General features: G+C 35.9%; 17 protein-coding genes. 3 read left to right on the forward strand and 14 right to left on the reverse strand.

Annotated features, from left to right (window positions below; translation table 11 throughout):
• Positions 1-8: 8 nt before the first annotated feature.
• Entirely contained in the window at positions 9-1,409 is a 1,401-nt protein-coding gene (locus AC3IS6_RS18285; protein ID WP_489161480.1) for a serine hydrolase domain-containing protein, read from the forward strand.
• A 167-nt stretch (positions 1,410-1,576) separates the two neighbouring features.
• Positions 1,577-1,909 (forward strand): YegP family protein, encoded by a 333-nt coding sequence (locus tag AC3IS6_RS18290; RefSeq protein ID WP_173965148.1) that lies wholly within the window; start codon positions 1,577-1,579, stop codon positions 1,907-1,909.
• Between the two features lie 127 nt (positions 1,910-2,036).
• Here AC3IS6_RS18290 and AC3IS6_RS18295 read toward each other — a convergent pair whose 3' ends face one another.
• From AC3IS6_RS18295 to AC3IS6_RS18360, 14 genes are all read right to left on the reverse strand, one after another.
• On the reverse strand, positions 2,037-2,936 hold the full coding sequence (locus AC3IS6_RS18295; protein WP_489161482.1) for a carbohydrate kinase family protein: 900 nt from the start codon (positions 2,934-2,936) through the stop codon (positions 2,037-2,039).
• Positions 2,937-3,173: 237 nt separating this feature from the next.
• Positions 3,174-3,350: a histone H1-like protein Hc1 gene (locus AC3IS6_RS18300; protein WP_017495627.1), complete on the reverse strand. Its 177-nt coding sequence runs from the start codon at positions 3,348-3,350 to the stop codon at positions 3,174-3,176.
• Positions 3,351-3,787: 437 nt separating this feature from the next.
• Positions 3,788-4,321: a hypothetical protein gene (locus AC3IS6_RS18305; protein ID WP_489161484.1), complete on the reverse strand. Its 534-nt coding sequence runs from the start codon at positions 4,319-4,321 to the stop codon at positions 3,788-3,790.
• Between the two features lie 22 nt (positions 4,322-4,343).
• Entirely contained in the window at positions 4,344-4,535 is a 192-nt protein-coding gene (locus AC3IS6_RS18310; protein ID WP_489161485.1) for a hypothetical protein, read from the reverse strand.
• Between the two features lie 95 nt (positions 4,536-4,630).
• Positions 4,631-5,377, reverse strand: a complete 747-nt coding sequence (locus AC3IS6_RS18315) for a rhamnogalacturonan acetylesterase (RefSeq protein WP_489161487.1) — start codon at positions 5,375-5,377, stop codon at positions 4,631-4,633.
• Between the two features lie 74 nt (positions 5,378-5,451).
• Positions 5,452-6,801 carry a glycoside hydrolase family 28 protein gene (locus tag AC3IS6_RS18320; RefSeq protein WP_489161489.1) on the reverse strand — a complete coding sequence of 450 codons (1,350 nt, stop codon included), beginning with the start codon at positions 6,799-6,801 and terminating at the stop codon, positions 5,452-5,454.
• 124 nt (positions 6,802-6,925) lie between these two features.
• Positions 6,926-8,935 carry a pectate lyase gene (gene pelA / locus AC3IS6_RS18325; RefSeq protein ID WP_489161490.1) on the reverse strand — a complete coding sequence of 670 codons (2,010 nt, stop codon included), beginning with the start codon at positions 8,933-8,935 and terminating at the stop codon, positions 6,926-6,928.
• 5 nt (positions 8,936-8,940) lie between these two features.
• Positions 8,941-10,161 (reverse strand): glycoside hydrolase family 88/105 protein, encoded by a 1,221-nt coding sequence (locus AC3IS6_RS18330; RefSeq protein ID WP_489161492.1) that lies wholly within the window; start codon positions 10,159-10,161, stop codon positions 8,941-8,943.
• A gap of 23 nt (positions 10,162-10,184) precedes the next feature.
• A complete protein-coding gene (locus AC3IS6_RS18335; protein ID WP_489161494.1) occupies positions 10,185-11,387 on the reverse strand; it encodes a glycoside hydrolase family 88/105 protein in 1,203 nt (400 codons plus the stop codon).
• 165 nt (positions 11,388-11,552) lie between these two features.
• Positions 11,553-12,518 carry a DUF4861 family protein gene (locus tag AC3IS6_RS18340; protein ID WP_489161495.1) on the reverse strand — a complete coding sequence of 322 codons (966 nt, stop codon included), beginning with the start codon at positions 12,516-12,518 and terminating at the stop codon, positions 11,553-11,555.
• A 12-nt stretch (positions 12,519-12,530) separates the two neighbouring features.
• Entirely contained in the window at positions 12,531-13,466 is a 936-nt protein-coding gene (locus AC3IS6_RS18345) for an alpha/beta hydrolase fold domain-containing protein (protein WP_489161497.1), read from the reverse strand.
• Positions 13,467-13,579: 113 nt separating this feature from the next.
• A complete protein-coding gene (locus AC3IS6_RS18350; RefSeq protein ID WP_489161499.1) occupies positions 13,580-15,271 on the reverse strand; it encodes a RagB/SusD family nutrient uptake outer membrane protein in 1,692 nt (563 codons plus the stop codon).
• Between the two features lie 10 nt (positions 15,272-15,281).
• Positions 15,282-18,458: a SusC/RagA family TonB-linked outer membrane protein gene (locus AC3IS6_RS18355; RefSeq protein WP_489161501.1), complete on the reverse strand. Its 3,177-nt coding sequence runs from the start codon at positions 18,456-18,458 to the stop codon at positions 15,282-15,284.
• Positions 18,459-18,504: 46 nt separating this feature from the next.
• Positions 18,505-19,932 (reverse strand): glycoside hydrolase family 28 protein, encoded by a 1,428-nt coding sequence (locus tag AC3IS6_RS18360; RefSeq protein WP_489161503.1) that lies wholly within the window; start codon positions 19,930-19,932, stop codon positions 18,505-18,507.
• Positions 19,933-20,216: 284 nt separating this feature from the next.
• Here AC3IS6_RS18360 and AC3IS6_RS18365 point away from each other — a divergent pair, with 284 nt between their 5' ends.
• Positions 20,217-21,245, forward strand: a complete 1,029-nt coding sequence (locus AC3IS6_RS18365) for a LacI family DNA-binding transcriptional regulator (protein ID WP_173964092.1) — start codon at positions 20,217-20,219, stop codon at positions 21,243-21,245.
• The last annotated feature ends 121 nt before the right edge of the window (positions 21,246-21,366 follow it).

Below are 21,366 nucleotides of genomic sequence, written 5' to 3' on the forward strand. Positions count from 1 at the left end.
CAAAAAAGATGAAAAACTCCTATTTATTCTTGTTTTTTTTAGGGGCAATTTGTGTCGGATATTCCCAGCAAAAGTTCAAAATTACTTATGAACAACTAAAAGAATACGAAGGCCTTTATGAGTATCAAAACAATACCACACTGCAAATTGCAGCTTCACCAAAAGATACTATACTGTATGCGATCATCAACGAAAGCAAATATGCACTGAAACCTACGGAAAAAGATATTTTTCAAAACATGTCTCAGGAAAAAGTAACTTTTTTGCGAGATAAAGCTTCTCTTATCAATGGATATACTAGTGACGGAAAGACATTTAAACTAATTAATAAAAAAACCATTTTCCCAAAAGAAATGTGGTACCCAAGACTGAATGTTTCAAAGGATTACGTATACCTGTACCAACAACCCAAGAAAGAGAATGACGGTCTAGTTACCGGAAGTATTGACAATTCAGGACTGGACAAGGCATTATTGGGCGAAATGATGCGAAAAATTGTCAATGGATCGTACCCAAACGTTCATAGTGTCCTGATTATTAAAGATGGTAAATTAGTTTTTGAAGAATATTTTTATGAGTACAATAAAACCAAATTGCATGAAATGCGCTCGGCAACCAAAAGTTTTGTTTCAGCGCTTACCGGAATCGCAATTGATAAAGGATATATAAAAAGTAAAAACGAAACCGTACTCTCCTATTTCCCTGATTACACTTTTAAAAACCTCAACGAAGACAAAAGACAGATTACGATTGAAAATCTTCTTACCAATCAAAGCGGACTGGATTGTGATGTAAGCAATCCGAAGTCTGCAGGAGATGAAACGACCATGAACTCTTCTGACGACTGGGTTCAGTTTACACTTGATTTGCCCATGATTGATGTACCTGGAGGAAAAGGAATGTACTGCTCCGGAAACCCAATTACACTTGGCAAAATAATCGAAAAAGCATCAAAAATGCCTTTGCCAGATTTTGCAAAAGAAACTCTTTTTAAAGAGCTTGGCATTAAAAACTTTAAATGGAATTTTAAACCTGATGCTTCGAGTGCCGAAACTTTCTGTCAGGTATATTTAAATTCCAGAGATATGGCTAAATTAGGTTTGTTGTACCTCAACAAAGGAGTTTGGAATAGTAAACAGCTAATCTCTAAAGAATGGATTAAGGAATCTTTAACCAAACACACCGAGATTCAGGGTGTTAATTATGGTTATTTGTGGTGGCTTAAATATCTGGAGGTCGATGGCATCAAATATTACGGAGCAGCAGCACAGGGAAACGGTGGTCAGAAAATCTATATCTGGGAACAGCAAAACATGATTACCGTTATTACAGGAGGAAATTACAACTCACAATCCTCAAGTGACGAATTGATCCAAAAGTATATTTTAAAAGCTTTTAATAAAAAATAATTTTACGCTTCGGTTGTGAAATTTGAGCGTAAAGCCTGTTATAATTAACTTATTTGTATTCACTTAAGTATTTCATTTATTTTTTCATCCGGTTATACTTTATACGATGAAGTTTTGTAATTTTATGAATATCAAAGAATTTAATTTTTAACTTAATCAAAAAATAGATGGGAAAATTTGTAATTACTAAAAGGGCCAATGGTGAATTTCAATTTAATTTAAAAGCTGGTAATGGGCAAACTATTCTAACAAGTGAAGGTTATACTACGAAAGCGGCCTGCTTAAACGGAATTGAGTCTGTCAAAACAAATTCGCAAAACGACGGTAAATTTGACAAACTGGAATCCAAAAGCGGAAAACCTTATTTCAACTTAAAAGCTACTAACGGTCAGATTATTGGATCAAGCGAAATGTATGAAAGTACTGCCGCCAGAGATAACGGAATTGCATCGGTAAAAACAAATGCACCTGAAGCTGCTACAGACGATCAAACAGCATAAATACGATACAAAATAGTAACTAAATGGGGTCTTTCAACCCCATTTTTTTGTTCTAAACTTTTTATAAACCAGATCTCTCCGAATTTTTCTTTGTAACGAAAAAATTCTTCTTTCAGTTTTTTTTATGTCATCTCCCAATAAGCAGGCTTTCGATTTTTGAAAGTGGAATCTCAGGATTGGCTCCCGGTGAAGCGGCAACTAAGGCTCCTGTGGCACATGCAAAATCAATTGCATATTGTGGTGTTTTTCCGGTAAGCAATGCCGTAATTAAAGCCGCTAAAAAAGAATCACCCGCTCCTACCGTATCTACAACTTTTACAGCATATCCGTTATTCTCATACAATTGGTTTTCCCAAAGTAATAATGCACCATGTTGTCCTCTGGTGACGCAAATAGCATTGGTAGTAGTCTTCCCGGCAATAAAATGAATATTTTCTTCCAGTGTGGTGAAAGGCGAATGCAGTTCCAAAGCAATTTCTAATAATTCTTCATCATTGAATTTGATAAAACTGGCAGAATACATCAAACGCTCTAAAATCTCATACGAATAATGAGGTTTTCTTAGATTGACATCAAAAACTTTATAAACATTTGTCTGTAATAATTCTCCGAGGGATTTCCTTGATACGGCATCCCGACAAACCAGGCTTCCAAAAATCAGAACATCGGCATTGAGTACCCGATTGCTCGCAAAATCACTCAGTATAATTTTGTCCCAAGCCGCCGGATAATGAATAATATAACTCGCCGAGCCTTTATCATTTAAGCTTACTTCAACCAAACCAGTCGGAAAATCTTCTGACTTACTTATCGCTTCCGTTTCAAGTCCTAGTTTTTTCACCTGATTAATGAGGACAGAACCGTCTTCATCATTACCTACACAGCTAATCATTGCTACTTCACAACCTAACGATTGCATACGCAAGGCGACGTTGAGTGGTGCACCTCCAATTTTTTTTTCGGTAGCAAAAACATCCCAAAGCACTTCTCCATAGGCTACCGCCTTAAGATTTTTTACGTTACTCATCCTAACAATTTTATATTAACAGACTTGTTTACTACATTACAACATCTATTTTTCTTTTAAAATAGAATAGTCACAAACTTGTTTCTCCACAGATTCGATGTTATTGCAATATAATGATAAAAAGCTTTGGATATAATTAGAATCAGGTTCAAAAGTTTGGAGTCCTAAAAAATATTTTCCATAAAAAAACCTCGTTTAAAATTCATTAAACGAGGTCTTTTTTTTGAAATAAAAATATTATTTTTTAGATTCTTCGATAGAAACTTTTCTAAACTCTTTCAAAAGTTTTTCAATTTCTAAAGTTGATTTACGTGCTCTTGGTCCAGCAGCTTTAACACCTTTTTCAGTTAATGATTCAGCCTCTGCTTTAAATGTTTCAATTTCGGCGTTGATTTTTACTAATAGATCGTTCATGCTTATAATTATTAAATTAAGACGCAAAAATAAAAGTTTGCTTGGGAGTTACAACACTTTTGCTGTTAAATTTATCCCCATTTTTCGGCCCTTAACTTAACAATAAGTTTACTTCTTTACTTTTCAGCATCCCATTTTTTACAATAAACTAATAGTCAATAGCTTATTTTTCAAACCCGGTAATTCCTGTCTTGTAGGGCATTCAAAAGTATTTTTTAGAAAATTTCATTTTCCCTCTTCAAAACATCAAAAAAAGCAACTTTTTGTTCCATCTTACAATGGAAATTTGCTGTTTTATTGGAGAAAAACTATTGAAAATGTGTTTACATGAGCCCAAAACACTTCAAAAATGATCGTATTTATGAAGAACAGACATCATATAGAAGTGCTTCTTTTCTATCTCGATTTTTACTTTTGCTAAAAGTTGTCTAGTCAGATCAAATTCTTTCTACATGGGTTACATTGCAATCTATAAATGCAATTAACTCCGCGATTTTATGATCACAATTACCTTTGGTTGAAATGGAAATGATATATCCGTTTCTATCCCTAATGTATAGTAAAAAAAAATCTTTGGTTAGAATCGCTTTCTCAATCTGACACCATCGATGCGTAAATCCTCCTAAAGGAGAATGTACTCCTATAACTGAATTCGTAAAACTGAATTTGTACCTGCGCACAAAGCCGTCAAATTTTAATAACTTTTTGACCAGACGAAAGGTTACTTTACAAATTGCATTTACGATTAGATAGTGGAAAAACAGAAAGAAGATCACTGAAAATAAGTTTCTTATTATCCATTGGAAAAAATCATCGTTATTATCCCAATCCAAAAAAACAATTACCAACAAGATGATTGCCAAAAAAAACATTACTCTTTTTTTGTACAAATCTTTGAAATACATTTTATTCAAATTACGTATCTCTGCAATATTCAGATCAAATTCTAAAGAAAAAGTAGAGGTACCCATGTGCTTTCAGTTGTATTATTTTTTAATGATTAATACCTCTTTGTTCCCTCCCTTCTCTTCCTAAAAAGTGGCGAAACAATAAAGTTTGCAACAAATTTAATTGTAACTTTTCTCTTCGGGCACCGCTAGAAGCCATTAAACTATCGTGATAAGCCAAATCAGCAATTAATTCGCATAAAAACTGTTTTTTTGACTGTATTATAAACTCTTTCAAATCTTTTTTAATTACTTTAGAGAGACGCATAAACAAAAAAAGAGAGAATCTCAGTTCTCTCTTTTTTGAAAATCATACCCTTAAAGGTTGTCTTTTTATCTAATCTCTTTTTTAAGTAAAACTAAAGCAGGATCAGTTGTTCTCTTAATTTGATTGATTACAATTTGAGCAATTTCTGTAGCTCCTTTTAATGACAAATGGGTATCATCACTTTTATCTTTGTCATAATAGATATTTTCTCCGGCTTTAAAATGCAAATGAAGCTGTTTCGATTTTTCCGGTCCGTAACTCTGTTCCAGTATTTCTGTAAAATATTCCAGATCAATAAAGGGAACTTTATACTCTTGAGCTACCAATCTGGTTTCGAGAGGATAACCCCCGTGTGTAGGCACTAAAACTCCTTTCTCGTTAAAATTGCGCCTTGCTATAGAAGTTAATAATACAGGGATTGCACCTTTTTCCCGGCTTTCTTTTACAAACTTAATCAGGTTATACCGGAAGCTCGTATGGGGATTTGTGTATCGGATTGAATCTTCTATCTTTTCGTCATTATGTCCAAACTCGATAAAAACGTAATCTCCTTTTTTAAGCTTCTTATAAATAGAATCCCATCGTTTTTCGCTGATAAAACTTTTTGTACTTCGTCCGTTTACTGCTTTATTCTCCACTCTGACATTTTCGGTAAAGAAAGGCTGGAGTACCTGTGCCCACCCATGTTCGGGATTACGTTCAGGATCTTTTTTATTGGCCATTGTTGAATCTCCAATAGTATAAAGTGTTGTTTTTTGAGCAAAGCACACCATTGAAAACAAACAGATAATTAGCAGATAATATTTAGTCATTTGATTTACATTTAACTCTTTAAAAAAAATCTTAGCAACTCAGAGCCTTAGCCACTCGAACCTCTAAAAAAAAATTACTTCGCTGCTGTTGGCACCGTTGCTTTTTCTCCGATAACCACTTCATTGAGCACTACATTTTCGGCATTCTCACTAGAAATGGCATTTTTTGCCCATTTGATATTAATATTGTTTAAAGAGATATTACGAACTTTTTTATCCGGAAACCCTTGAATTACAATTCCCGATTCCGTGGCTTTATTACACGTAATATTTGAGAAAGAAATATTGGATATATCAGATTGGAAGCCACTTCCTTCACCATGATAATTGGCGGTGATATACAAACAATCTTCTACTTCATCCAGTTTTATGTTGCGGACAAATACATTTCTGATGAAACCACCTCTGTCTGCATTAGTCTTCAGATAAATACCTCTTTTTAAATAACCTGCCGTTTTACAGTTCTCAACAAATACATTTTGAACTCCTGCCGACATTTCACTGCCAATTACTACCCCATGAAGTCCTTTGAAATTACAATTTCTGATCACAATGTTTTCACTTGGTGTCGCCGAATTTGCCCTTCCTTCATGGTCTCTTCCGGCTTTGATAGCCACATTATCATCGCCATTATCAAAGGTTACATTTTCAATTAAAACATCTTTTGCATACTCAGGATCAATCCCGTCGTTATTGTAATTCAATGATTTATATCGCACCCCACGCACAGTGATACTTTGCGATTTCAATAAATGCAAACACCAGAAAGGAGAGTTTTCAATTCGAATATTTTCGACTAAAATGTTTCTACAATTAAAAAACTGAATCATTTGCGGACGTAAAAAATATCCTTCCCCAAATTTCCTGTCTTTCAAAGCTACGTTATTATGATTTATGTCACGGCTTCTGTTTTTTCCGTCACCTTCCTTCGTTTTAAAACTTTTCCAAATCTTACCTCCTTCACCGTCAATGGTTCCTTCGCCCGTTATGGCAATATTAGAACATTCAAAGGCATAAATCAACGGACTGTAATTGTACAGCATGGTACCTTCCCAACTCGTTAGAACCATTGGTAAATAATCTGTCGGAGTATCACTGAATTTAATTCTTGCACCTTTTTCTAATTTAAGATTGACATTACTCACAAAATGAATCGGGCCATTAATTTTATAAATTCCCTTTGGTACAATAATCATCCCGCCATTATTCTTTTTACACAAAGCCATCGCTTTGTCAAAAACGGATTTATTGTTGGTAATGGAATCCCCTTTTGCACCCAATTTTAAAACATTAACCTGATACGAAGGAAATACGGGAAGCTGAATTCGATTAACTATTGAATCTACTTTTGCTGACGGAAATTCGGTATGCTGAGCTACAGAAATCCAGGTGATTAAGAGGAAAATGAAGTACTTAAAATTCATGGCTTTTTTTGAGGTGCTAAGGTTCTGAGGTGCTAAGGCTCTAAGGTTTTTGCTGTTTTTTATGTTATCTTAAAAAACAACCTGGGTAAAACTATATAATTTGTATCATCCAAGTGCTGTTTTTCTATCTCAAATACCAATTAGGGATTGAGTCTTTCAGAATATTTTCTGTGGTATAATTTTCAGCTTCTTTTTTTGTAAGCTGATGCGACCATGAAACTCTTTTTCCAGTTTGAGCCCCTTCGCCTTTACAATTGTATTCGGCATAAAAAGCCGTTTTTTCCGCTTCGGGTTTCGACCAATTTTCCCATCCTTCCGGCCTGATATGTTTTGCCATATCGCAATTGATATAAACTGTTTTGGCATAAATACGCCAGGGTCTTCCTAAATAAACTGCCGTTGCTGCCGGTTCGGCTGTGAGTTTGCAATCTTTAAAAACAAATCCAAAAGCTGTTCCTTCAGGTGTTGAAGCAGCAGTAATATAAGAGTTTTTGATACTATGAATTTCGCAATTTTCAAATAACGCTGTTGCACTTCCAAAGATAAAATCGGTAGTTCCTTCAATATAACAATCTTTGATATACTGTTTGGCTTCCTTTCCCGACAAGTACAAAGTATCCTGATTTCCGAGAATATTACAGTTAGAAATCTGAGCTCTATTTGCTACAACAGAGAGTGCGATAGCCTGACCATTATCTCCTGAAGCATTTTTGATGGTTAAATTGGATGCCGAAAAATCATCACCTTCTACCAAAACGGTATAGGTATAAAAAGTACTGTTTCGCCCCAGATTAATTTTAGAAAAATTATCATCAAAAATGATGATTGTATTTTCTTTACTCTCACCAATCAAAGCCAGCTGGGTATTCCATTCCGGAATTCGGATTTTTTCATTATAAATTCCATTTTTTACAAAAACAGTTACTTTTTCATAGGGAAAAGAAGGCGCAGCATTTATAGCGTCCTGAATTTTTGTAAAATCACCCGAACCATCTTTAGCAACAGTAATAAAGTTGCTCTTTTTCTTATCTGACGATTCTTTTGCCGAAATTTTTAAGCCATTCTTTGTAGCCCAGGCCGGATATTTTTTAAGTACTTCTTTGGGTGCATCAGAATACCAGGAATAACCGTTTCGTCTTTCAGCGCCAATCTCTTCTAAAGTTTTTTTCCTGATTCCGTCACGATCGCAGAAAAAGGGTTCGTTGGTCGAAAGATCCATAAATCTAGCCCAAATTGGAGCCGCATTTTGTCTTGCGATCATTTTTTTGTCAATGATTTTTCCATCCTCGTTTAAAACACGTTTTTCTTCAAGATTGGTAATTTTTGTTTTTTCAAACCAGGCCTGAGCACTTTGAACAGCAGTTATAATTTGAGAAGAAGGTTTTTCTATTGACATTAAAAGCAATACAATCTTTGCTGATTCAGAACCACTTAACGATGCCAATTCAAATGCTCTTGCATTTGCAGGTGCAAAAGTAACTTCATCATGTTGTGCACACCAGGCAGTTAAAACACCGTTTTGTTTGTATTGTGTTTTTAAAATACAATCGATTCCTTTTTCGAAAGATACTTTCGCTTTTTCAACAATTGCTTTGGAAGTCTTTATACTAAAATAGTCCGTTTCTTCACTCACTTGTCTTATGGTGTTTAGGATGTTCACCATAGAATCATCATTATAAGTAATGTGAGTGTAATAGCCTTTTTTTAATGGATAAAACTGAGGCCATCCTCCATTTTTGTACTGTGCATTCAAGAGATACTGGAACCCTTTTAAAAAAGATTCTTTGTATCGATCGTCTTTTACCTGCGCATACATTTTTGACATAAAAAGCATTTCCTGACATGTTGCTCCGTTGTCTGTAGTTGTTTCTGCAGTCGTTGTTTTTATCGCAATCAGATCTTTTTTTTGCTCTGGCGTTAATTCTTTCTGCATTTGAATGTTTTTTGGCCAGCCGCCTATGTCCCTTTGGTAAAGCAAAACATTCTCTGCTATTTTTTTTGCTTCATCGGTACCAAACCAAGTTGCATTGTTTTTCCGAATAATATCCTGCCAGTTTTTATAGGTGTTCTGCGCCTTTACTCCTAAGCAAATACTGAACAAAGTCAATACGATGTATTTTTTAATTGAAATCATTTATATTATCTGTTTAATTCGACAGCTGCCAAAATAAATGGTCCGGTCGCCTTAGGATCGTTGTCTTTTTTCTTTTCGTTTACATAATAGGTGTACGAACCATCACGATAAGGATTACCTCCCAAGCCCGCCACCTGGCAAGCTTGTGTAAGTGTAATTCCACCATCAGCATCTACCTTTATCAATTGTTTGGTTAAACCGTCAAAAGCTTTATTAGCCAGGTTTTTGTATTTTGCAGGCAGGTATCCTTTATTGGCTCCTTTTGCAAAAGCATACGCAAACATGGATGATCCGGAGGCTTCAAGATAGTTTCCTTCTGCACCGCCTTTATCTGTAACCTGATACCATAAACCTGATTTATCCTGATATTTGGCTAAAGCAGCCGAAACACTGTTTAAGTATTTTACCAATTCTTTTTGTTTTGGATGGTTTTTCGGGAAATAATCAAGGGCATCAACAAGCGCCATTGCATACCAACCCAAAGCTCTTGACCAAAAATTTGGAGAAGTTCCGTTTTCTTTATTCGCCCACGGCATTTGTTTGCTCTCATCCCAACCGTGATAAAGTAATCCGGTTTTTAGGTCTGTAGCATGCAATTGAATTAACTCAAATTGTTTTGCAACATCATCAAGATTTTTTCCTCCTTCAAAAGTAACGCTATATTGTGCATAAAATGGCTCTCCCATATATAAACCATCCAGCCACATTTGATTTGGATAGATTTGTTTGTGCCAAAATCCTCCACTTGCTGTTCTGGGCTGTTCTGCTAATTGTTTGCGTAATAGTTGAAGTGCTTTTAAATATTTTTCTTCTTTGGTAGTTGCATAAATAGGAAACAGCAAACGTCCCGGCACAATTAAGTCAATATTGTATTTATCTAACTCATACGTTTTTATTGTCCCATCATTTTGAACAAGAGCATCCACATAGCTTTTCACATAAGATGCATATCTGGGATCCGGATTCTTTTTGTACAATTCTCCAATAGCATGCAAAACCAATCCATGAACATAATCCCATTTTGGTGTTTTCGAATCATCAATCATATAACTTTCAGGATGACGTTTCATTAAAGTCAAAGTCATTTTATCAGACCATTTTAAATCTTTACCGATAACAATTTCCTTTTTTGACGTTTCCTGTGAAGTCACTTTACAGCTTGCAAAGGCCATCAGACAAACTAAAGCCACTGCTGTAAAACACCCCTTTGTTCTATTATTTTTCATTTTAAAATATATTTTAAATTCTACTATTTTTCCAATTCTAATGCACTCAGCAAAAAAGCGGCAAGCGCTGGAGAGCTATTGTCCTTTGTTTTGCTTTTACTATAATAATCATTTGTTCCGTCTCGAAATGGTTTTCCTCCTAAACCCACATTCGAAGATACATTTGAAATAATGATGTGTCCCTGATTGTCTTTGGTTACAAACTCTTTTAGATAGGCCTCAAATGATTTATCTGCTGTCTTTTTATATTCTGATTTCAGGTATCCTTTATCCGCTCCTTTCGCTAAAGCATAAATAATCATAGCTGATGATGAAGACTCCAAAAAATTTCCATTCATTTCAGGCTTATCTGCAATCTGATACCATAAACCTGATGCGCTTTTATGCTGTACGGCACTCTTTGCTATTTGATTCAGATATTCTATCAGCATTTTGTATTTTGGATGTGTTTTTGGATAATACTCCAAGGTTTCAACCAAAGCCATCATATACCAGCCGGTAGCGCGTCCCCAAAGGGTTGGCGAAGTTCCTGTTTGTGGATTCGCCCAAGCGATTTCTTTGCTTTCATCCCAAGCCTGAGAAACCAAACCTGTTTTTTTATCTACCAAGTGCGTATGCACCAATTCAAATTGCTTTGCAATATCGTTTAAAGCTTTACCATTTTCAAATCTAACCGTATATTGGGTGTAAAAAGGTTCGGCCATGTACAAACCATCAATCCACATTTGATTGGGATAAATTTGTTTGTGCCAAAATCCGCCACTTGCTGTCCTGGGCTGATTTTCAAGCTGATTTCTTAATTCTTGTATTACTTTTAAATAACGTTTGTCTTTTGTCTCGTCGTAAAGATTGAACAATAATTTTCCGGGGTTAGCACAATCGATATTGTACTCGTTCCTCTCATACTTTATAATATTCCCGTCAGTATCAATCAATTCATCTGCATATTCTTTGATGTAATTGAAGTATTTTTTTTCTTTTGTTCTCTGATATAATTTTTCAAAAGCCAATAATACCAATCCCATTTTATAATCCCATTTGGGTTTTTCAGTTCCATCAATCTGCCATGCTTTCGGGTATTTGTCCAAAATAGTAAGTGTCGTTCTCTGTGACCACTTTAAATTATCGGGCAAGACGTTACTTTCAGTGCTCTGCGCCATTGTTTTAGTACTGAAAATCAACAACAAAACAATCAGATTGATTTTTATAAAAGTTGCTTTAGGCATAAAATTAATATTCTGGCAGTTGTTGTTTTTTGCCACCGATTAAATGGATTAGGTTAACTTGTGTATTAAATTGCGAATATTTTTTCTCTCGCAGATTATGCAGATCATGCAGATTTTTTAATCCTTTTAATCCCTGGCACTCTTCACTCTTCACTCTTCACTCTTTTACATCTTTCCCTTTCTATTCAGCACCTCTAACTTTTCATCTAAATATTTCACAAATTCTTCTTTCGATTTAATTCCGTTTTGTTCCTGTTCCCAGGCCCCTAAAAGGTAAAAAGAAGTTGCTTTTGTTGTTGGTTTAAATACCAAAAGATAATCTAAATCTGTATCGGGAGCACTCTCAATTGTGCTGACTTCATAAAAAATTGCCATTCCTAATTTATCCGGAACTAATGATTGCTGACCATAAGTCGCCAGATAAGCCCATTTTTTATTTTTGCTTTCTTTCTTGAGGAGCTCTGTATTTTTTTGCTTTACAATTCCGGTACAAATTCCTTGAATTTCTTTGGATGCCTGAATGGTGTGCTTTGTATATAGTTCGTCTGGTTTGATGGTCAAAACTGAAGTAAAATCAATTTTATCAGAAGCCGTTTTCCAACCATAGTACTGCACTTTTACACCCGACTCATTGGTTTTATTTACTACTGTTGCAATAGTAGAATCAACTTCACGGAAGTGTAATTTTTCGTTGTTTAAATAACGGTCTATTGAACCAATTCCGATTCCTTTTCCGGCTTTCAGAATATCTGCTCCCCAATCGCTCATCTCGTGATACGAATCAAAATTATCCTGACCTACTTTTGGCAAAACAATTTCTGATGTTTTTTTACCGAAAATGTCAATCGCATTTCGCCAGTCTAAATACAAACGATATCCTATTCGATTGCTTTCCCAACCCGGTCCTTCGTAACGAATGTCAAAAGAATGGTCTGTATGCTCCGGTGCCAGTTTAAGTCTGTCCACATTTTTAAATACAGTTCCTCCAATATATTTACGGCCTTCCCACTTTCCATCTGTTTTAGCAGATATCTCGGCATAGGTTTTAGCTGTTTTTATGTCATATTTCTGAGCATTAACTGCTGTAATACCAACTAAGAGCAAGGTCGCTAATGTGAATTTCGTTTTCATTTTTTATTGTAATTATTTAAATACTTTGTTTAAAAATTGTGTTGTATATTGAACCGTTTCCTCAAACCATGGCTGAAAAAACCAAAAGGAATGGGGTGAATCTTTTATTATTCTGACCTCATTATAAATTTTATTTTGATTCAGAATCGCAATCATATCGTCTCTTCCTGCATGAAACCGGTCAAAACTGCTGTTGATGAACAGTGTTGGCGGAGTGTTTTTATCAGTATGGTTTAACGCGGATGCCTTTTCCCAGTTTTCAGGTTTTTCCTGATAAGTGCCGTCTAACCAAAAAGCAGCCATTTCTCCTTCTTCCGATTCCGGATGTTTAAACGCTAAAATTCCATCTACATTAATAATTGCGTTCACTTTTGCTGAGAATTTACTCTTGTTTGCAGGATCTTCAAAAGCGGAATTTTTATTTGTTGTACCAATCAAGGCTGCCATCTGACCTCCTGAAGAGCATCCAAGTACGGCAATTTTGTTTGGATCTACATGAAATTCTTTCGCATTGTCTTTTATAAATTTAATGGCATTTTTTACATCATAAACTGCCTGCGGATATTTTGCTTCCGGTGATAACCTATATTCGATCGCAAAGCACGAATATCCTTTTGAACTTAATACCTGCCCTAAAACCTGCATCTGATTTTTGTTCCCGGATTTCCAGCCTCCCCCATGAATGAGAATGACTCCCGGATTTGTATTTTCATCTTTTTTCCAATAGGCGTCCAGATATAACTCCCTGTTTTCAATTTTATCATAGACTATGTTCTCCATTTGAATCACATTTGCCTTATTATTTGCTTCTGCTATTTTTATAAACGGATATTTCTTAATTAGTTTGGTATAAGTACTTTTTACGGTATAAGAAGTGTCAATGGCATACTGGTTTTGTGCCATAATAACCTTCGAAAAAAGCAATAAAACAATTCCTATTCTTTTCATTCTAACCGCTCTGATTTTTAGTTAAAAGGAGTCCGATTCCGGGTCGAACCCCTTTTTAACTTCCTCAAAAAAACAAACCTCAAAATTTTTAAACTACTAATTATAAAAGCCTATTAATAAGCCGGGTTTTGAGGGTAATTTTTACTTCTGTTCAAATCTAATGCAGATTGAGGTATTGGTCTTAATATTTTAAGATTACCATTCTGTCCGTTAAATACGTTGGCATTTGTGATTTTAGGATTGTATAAAACAGCTCTTTGTACTAACGTCCCTGTACGTTTCAAATCGAACCAACGGTGGTACTCTCCTAATAATTCTCTTCCTCTTTCATCTAATATGGTGTTGATATCAATAGTCGTCATTACCGGAATTGCTCCTACAACTCCTCCTCCTGCTCTTCTTCTTACTTCGTTTAAACGTGCTAAAGCTGTCGCAGGCTGACCTGCTTTAAAGTAAGCTTCAGCAGCGACCAGATAGGTTTCTCCCAGCCTTGCTACAATAAAATCACGGGTACTGCTTCTGTTTGTTGCCGGTGTGATCGGTGTACTGTTGTAGTTTGCACTGGTTGCACCGCTATATGGAGCATTTGGATCATCAAATTTACGAACCGGAATCAGGTTGTAATCACCTCCTGAAGCTGCTGCTGAAGAGTAGGTTCCCCAATTGTGATATCTGAAAGTTGCCGCATTTGCTTTTCTTGAAGCATTAGCTGTATTCCAGGCAGCTCTATCGGCCAAAGTAAACCAACGAGGTTCGTAAAAATCTGTAATTTTTAAAGCCGTTTTATCTGCTACCGTATAAAAATCATAGTATTTGCTGTAGATTTCTGTCATGAATGTGTTTTCCCAACGTTTATCACCCTGCTCATATAAAGATAGTGCGTAAACTGTAGGACAAAGTGTGTAACTTCTGTTTGGATATGGGTTACCTGCTGCCGCTGCGCCTAAATAAGAGCTAAACCAATAGTTTTGTGAACTTCCCAAAGCTGTTACTCCTGTTGCATTCGAAGCTACAGAAAACTGTACCGAGAAAATCGTTTCAGCATTCATTTCGTTTCCTGGTTTTACCACATCGGCAAAAGAAATATTAAGTGCCTGTCCTGCTATTACCTGATCTGCTAAATTAGCCGCAGTTGTAAAATCTGCCGGAGTTCCAAAAGTTTCATACCCTTTGGCCAAATATACTTTTGCTAATAAATCCTGAACTGCTCTTTTATTTACTCTTCCTGTATAAGCACCAGTGGCTACTGCCGGAAGCGCTTCGTTAAGATCTTTAAAAATTTGAGTATATACTTCTTCTGCCGAATTTCTGTCGAAAGAAGTCACAGCAGTGTTAATATTTTCCAGTACAACAGGAACGCCTCCGTAAGTCTGAACTAAAAGAAAATAAGCATTTGCTCTTAAAAATTTAAGTTCACCAACTCTTGTATCTACCGTACTTGCTTTTTCGGTAAGGGTTGAATAGTACAATCCTTTATTGGCTTGCTGAATGGCCATGTAACAAGTTCTATACAACAAATCTACTCCTGCGGAGGAAGAAGACAGCGTTAAATATTTGGCCAATCCTTCCGGTTCCTGATTTCTTCCTTCAGAGTACATATCCGTACCTGCTTCAAACAGCCACGGATCACCGCCGTAAATGTCTTTTAAAGTTGCATAATTGGTGTTAACCAAGGACTCAAACCCGGGTGCAGTAAGAAAATATTGTTCTGCCGAACCAAAGGCACGGTTGTCTTCTTCGATAAAATTGGAGCACGAATTGAATGTCGTCGCCAGTATTGCTATAACTAATACTATTTTTTTCATTTTTCTTAATTTAAAATTTTAAACTTAATCCCATCTGAACGGTCCTTGTCGCAACACGATTTACTGCTAATGCTGCAGTTGCCCATTCAGGGTCATATCCTTCGTAATTGGTAAATACAAAAGGATTCAACACATTCACATAAAGTCTTAAACTTTTAATTTTTAATTTGCTTACTAAATCCTGATCAAAACTATACCCTAAGGCGATGTTTTGAACTTTTACAAATGAAGCATCTTTATAAAATGCTACGTTATTGGTATCATAATAAACACCTGCCCCACGTGGCAACGGATTTGTGTTTGAATACTGAGCAGCCAGACCAGCACCATTAGCTGGAATATACCAATCGGCAAGATCTAACTTTTGACGCCCTCTGTCGGTAACATCGGCAAAGTTGTCGTGGAATCCGCTAAAGACAGTCATTCCCTGATTGGTAATCAAAGACATCGACAAATCAAATTGTTTTACTTTTAAAGTGGTAGAAAAACTTCCGGACCATTTAGGATCGTAGTTTCCTAAAATAGCTCTGTCGTTATTGGCGTCAATTTTTCCATCGTTATTCAAATCTTTTACTTTTGCTTCTCCCGGTTTCTGACCGTAAGAAAGTGCCTGCGCCGTTTCACTTTCCTGCCATACTCCATCAAAAACATAGTTGTAGTAAGAATGAACATTTTCTCCGATAAATAAATTATTTCCAACATCACTTACCTGATCTTGTCCGTAAATAGATTCCAGTTTGTTTACGTTTTTAGTAAAAGTAAAACTCGTTTCCCAAGTAACGTTTTTAGTCTGAATATTTTTAGTAACCAAGGCCACCTCGATACCTTTATTTCTGATAGAACCTACGTTAGAGGTAATTGTTGGTACTCCAATTTCCAACGGAAGTGCTTGTTGAAACAATAAATCTTTTGACAAACGATTGTATACATCTACACTACCCGAGATTCTATTGTGAGCAAATCCGAAATCTAAACCTAAATTCACCTCTTTTGTTTTTTCCCAGGTCAGGTTTGTATTTCCTAAACTTGAAGCCGTGTAACCATTTGCGATTGTACCATTAAAATCATAATAAGTAGGATTTTTTAAAACGCTTAAACTTGAATACGGGCTTACGTTATCGTTTCCTGTATACCCAATACTTCCTCTTAGTTTGAAATTAGAAACAAAATCTAATTTTTTCATAAATCCTTCTTCATGAACGTTCCATCCTAAAGCTACAGAAGGGAAAGCAGTCCATTTATTATTTTCAGCCAAAACTGATGAGCCGTCATAACGTACCGAAGCGGTTAACAAATAGCGCCCTTGGTAAGCATAATTCAAACGGGCTGCATACGATTCTAAAGTATTTTTAAAGTACGGTGTGAACACTCCTGAAGGAATTAAGGCAATAGTACCGCTTGATGGCGTTAAGGAGTAAGTAGACTGAACTCCTGAACCTAAATTGTAAAAACTGGTTTCAAAAGGGTTTTCTCTTGACGCTGCAAAATATGTTTCGGTAGCATTAGAATAGAAACTCTGAAGTCCTAAAAAGCTAAAAACGTGGTCTTTGTTTAAGGTGTAGTTGATGTTAAACTGATTGTCCCAGGTATAATTAAAATTGTTCACATTCGTCACGTCACCGGATGGCAAACTTTTATTTTTAAGACCAAAATCAGTTTGAGCACCAAATGATCTTCCTTCTCTGGCATCCATTTTTCCTGCTGAAAAAGTAGATTTGAACGATAACCAACTGTTGATTTTATATTCTCCAAAAATATTACCAATGGTCGTAAATCTTTCTATTTCGTCTGATGAATTTGCAATTTCTAAAAGCGGATTGTAAGAACCTGTTTTATTAATCGCCAGATTTCCGTTAGGATATCTCAATGTACCCGGCTGTTGTGCATAAGTTCCCACGATTTCATTACCGACTGCATCTATCGCCCAAGGCGAAGTATATGGATTTTGTCTGAAAGCTTCCTGCATGGCCGTTGGACTTCCCAACTGTTCAGAAGTTTTAGAAATGGTCAGGTTTACTCCAAATGAAATTTTATCGTTTACCTTATGGTTCAAAGCTGCTTTAAGATTGTATTTATCGATTCCCTCATTATCAATCACTCCGGTTTCTTTCTGAGCTCCTAAACCAATGTTGTATGACAGTCCGTTATCGGCACGACCGGAAACATTTAAGTAATTGTTTTGCATCATCCCGCCTTTAAGAACCGCATCCTGCCAATTGTAGCTTTGATTATTAGCCACTCTCTGAAATAATACAGGGTTTGTACCCGCCTGTCCTACAGCAGCATTCAATTCTGAAGCATCAATATCGTTATAGGTTGGATTGGTTGCTGAGATAGTAGTTGCCAAAAATGCAGATTGGTGATAATACCACCATTTTTCCGGACTCATTAATTTTGGTAATCTTACAGCCTCTTTGATACCGTAAGAACTGTCAAAAGTAACGCTAACGCCAGACTTAGCATTTGTTCCGCTTTTGGTCGTTACAATGATAACCCCGCTTCCTCCTCTGGAACCATAGATGGCAGCAGAAGATGCATCTTTCAAAACGTCCATTCTCGCAATATCCTGTGGATTCAGGAAGTCGATATTATCAGTAGGTACACCATCCACGACAAAAAGCGGTCCAGAACCATCTTTATTGATCGAGTTTGTTCCTCTGATGGTAACATTAAAACCATCTCCAATTCTACCACTGTTCGAAGTTACCTGAACACCCGCGATACCTCCCTGAATGGCCTCCATTGGATTAGTAACGTTTCTTTCGGTTATTTTAGCTGCCGATAAAGTGTTGACAGCACCTGTAAGATCTGTTTTCTTTACAGATCCATATCCTACAACCACCACTTCATTAAGTGAGTTGGATTGCTCAGCAAGGCTTACATTCACTTTCGATTTTCCTGCAATGCTCACTTCTTGTGTCTGAAAGCCTAAATAACTCACAATTAAAATCGCTTTATTATTGGACACATTCAATTTAAAACTTCCTTCAAAATCTGTAGAGGTTCCGTTTTTAGTTCCTTTTTCCTGAATGTTTACACCAGGCAATGATAAACCCGCAGCATCTGTAATTTTCCCTTCTATTGTAGTCGATTGCCCATAAGCTGTTGCGCTCAACAGAAAATTCAGGAAAAATAAAAACACAAGACTGTATTTTATTTTTTTCTTTAATAGTTGTTTGGTATTCATAATTTTTTAAAATGGTTTAGTTAATTGATAGTTTTTAATTTGTACGTTATTCTACTTTTTTTTCATTGATATAAGTATTAATAAATTTTATGTTCTTCACGTTTTTGAGCAGATGTACAGCGTCTACTTTTTGAATGACAACATTTTTAAGGGTAATATTTTCCACAGGAGATTGTACGTAACCTTCTGCCCAAACGCCATATTTGCCTCCATTTTTCACTTTTATATTTTCAAGGCTTACGTTTCTGATAGTCGGAATAAAGTCACCAGTTTGTAATCCATATACATTGTAAAACATATTTAATTTTAAGACACATTCTTTTACGGTTCCCACTTCAAGATTACGGACATACACACTTTCTATGATTCCGCCTCTTTTTGAATTGGTCTTGATACGGATGGCGCGATCCAAATTTGGACTGTCCATGACACAGTCTTCCACAAAAACGTTATTGACACCGGCCGATATTTCACTCCCAATTACAACTCCGCCGTGACCGTCGATCATTTTACAGTTTTGAACAATAATATTTTTACTCGGAATTGCTACTCGTCGACCATCGGCATCCCGGCCTGCTTTGATTGCGATACAATCATCACCGGTATTAAAAGTGCAATTTTTGATGAGTATATTTTGTGAATATTCGGGATCACAACCGTCATTATTAGGGCCATGGCTACTTACGGTAACCCCGTCTATAATGATGTTCTCTGATTTTAATGGATGTAAGATCCAAAAAGGAGCGTTTATGATAGTGACGTCTTTTACCAGAACGGTATTACATTCAAAAAATTCAATAAAATTAGGGCGCAGGTAACGTCCATCTCCAAAGATCCTTTCTTCAACCGAAACTCCTTTTTCGGCCATATCTACCAAAACTTCTCTATTTTGCGGATCATTTTGCGATGGAATACCTTTTTTCCATCCGTAATCTTTACCCCCTGACCAAATCCACCAGTTGGTGTGATCAGCCTGTCCGTTCAGCGTTCCTTTTCCGGTTATGGCGATATTGGTTTTATTCTTTGCATAAATAAGAGGGGAATAATTCATCAGTTCTGTTCCTTCAAATGAAGTATGAACAATAGGATATTCTTTTGGATTGATGCTGAAAAGGATTTCTGCCTGATCCTCTAAATGCAAATTCACATTACTTTCTAAATGAATTGCTCCTGTCAGATATTTACCATTAGGAACCAAAACTTTTCCGCCGCCATTTTGAGCACATGTTTTTATTGCTTTTTCAAATGCTAAAGTGTTCCCTGTTATTCCGTCGGCGACTGCACCAAAATCCTTAATATTATAGGTCTTATCCGGAAAGTGGGTTTCTGGAATACTTTTAATTATTAACTCTTTGTTTTTCCAGGGATCAGATTCAGAAACTGCCACAGCCTGCTTTCCACAAGAAAGCATCATGAATCCTGCTACAGCTCCTATTAAAACTGACTTAACTACCAAAACTTTCCCTGTAATCATTTGTGTTGTAATTTAGGTTTGATTTCCAAAACAATGTAATTATGTAATCGATTACACGAAAGTAAAAAATAAGTTCCAATACACCAAATTTATTTGAAAATTAATTATATATTTAATTTTTATTACGGAATATAATTACACTTAATGTAAAAAATTAGATAATTTATTATCATTGTAGAATCGAAATCGTTTTAATTATAAATTATGGTAATCGATAACAATTTGTGTAACGTTATAAAAAAATATGTATTTTTGTCAGAGATTAATATGAAAAACCTTTTTTAATGAGCGAAAAAATAACCATTTACGATATTGCCGAAAAATTAAATATCACCGCTGCAACTGTTTCCCGGGCGTTAAACAACAATCCGAAAATAAAAGAGAGCACACGTGAGTTGGTTATTAAAACTGCGGCTTCCATGAACTACAAGCAGAATAAACTCGCGCTCGCATTAAAAAGTGGCCGAAGTAATAATATTGGTGTTATAGTTCCGCGTATCGACAGTAACTTTTTTGCTTCGGTGATCAGAGGTATTGAAGAAGAACTTCATCCGCATGGCTATCAGGTAATTATTTGCCAGACGCACGAAAATCCGAAAAGAGAAAACGAAAATCTATATACTTTAATAGACGCTCAGGTTGATGGCATCATCATGTCTGTTACCGATGTAACCGGAGAAAATGACGGTGCATTTCAATATGTCTTAGAAAAAAATGTTCCGCTCATCTTTTTTGACAGAAGTAAACATATTGACGGAGTGAGCTCTGTAACGATAAATGACTTTAGAGGTGGTTATTTAACAACCAAACATTTGATCGATGAAGGCTGCCGCTATATAGCGCATTTATCCGGAGATCAGTCGCTTGAAATTTTCAAGAACAGGTTCCTGGGATACAAGCAGGCTTTACTGGATAGCGGAATAGCTTTTAATGAAGAATACGTAATTCCGGTAAAAAGTACTGTTGATCACGGAAAAGAAGCTGTAGACCTTTTGCTACAGCTGAAAACACCGCCTGATGCTATATTTTCATCAAGTGATTTTGCTGCTTTAGGCGCTATTCAGGAATTAAAAGAAAGAAACATCAGTATTCCGAAAGAATTTTGTGTCGCGGGTTTCAGTAATGAACCTTTTACCAAATTTATGGAGTTATCCATTACCTCTGTAGATCAGTCTCCTTTAGAAATGGGTAAAATGTCTGCACGTGTTTTTCTGGAACAAGTAGACAAAACTGAAACTATTAAAATCGAAAAAAAGGTAGTTCTTGCTCCGGAATTGCACATTCGTAAATCGTCGTCAAGAACTAGCTTTTAGTTTTTTTTACCATTAAGATAGTAAGGCAAATTAAGTTTTGCTTTTTTTCCTCAAACCATTAAGACATTAAGACAAATTAAGCTTTTGCGTTTTTTATCTAAAGATTAACCCGTTGGTTGAA

It is taken from the genome of Flavobacterium sp. KH_035 (genome assembly GCF_057839565.1).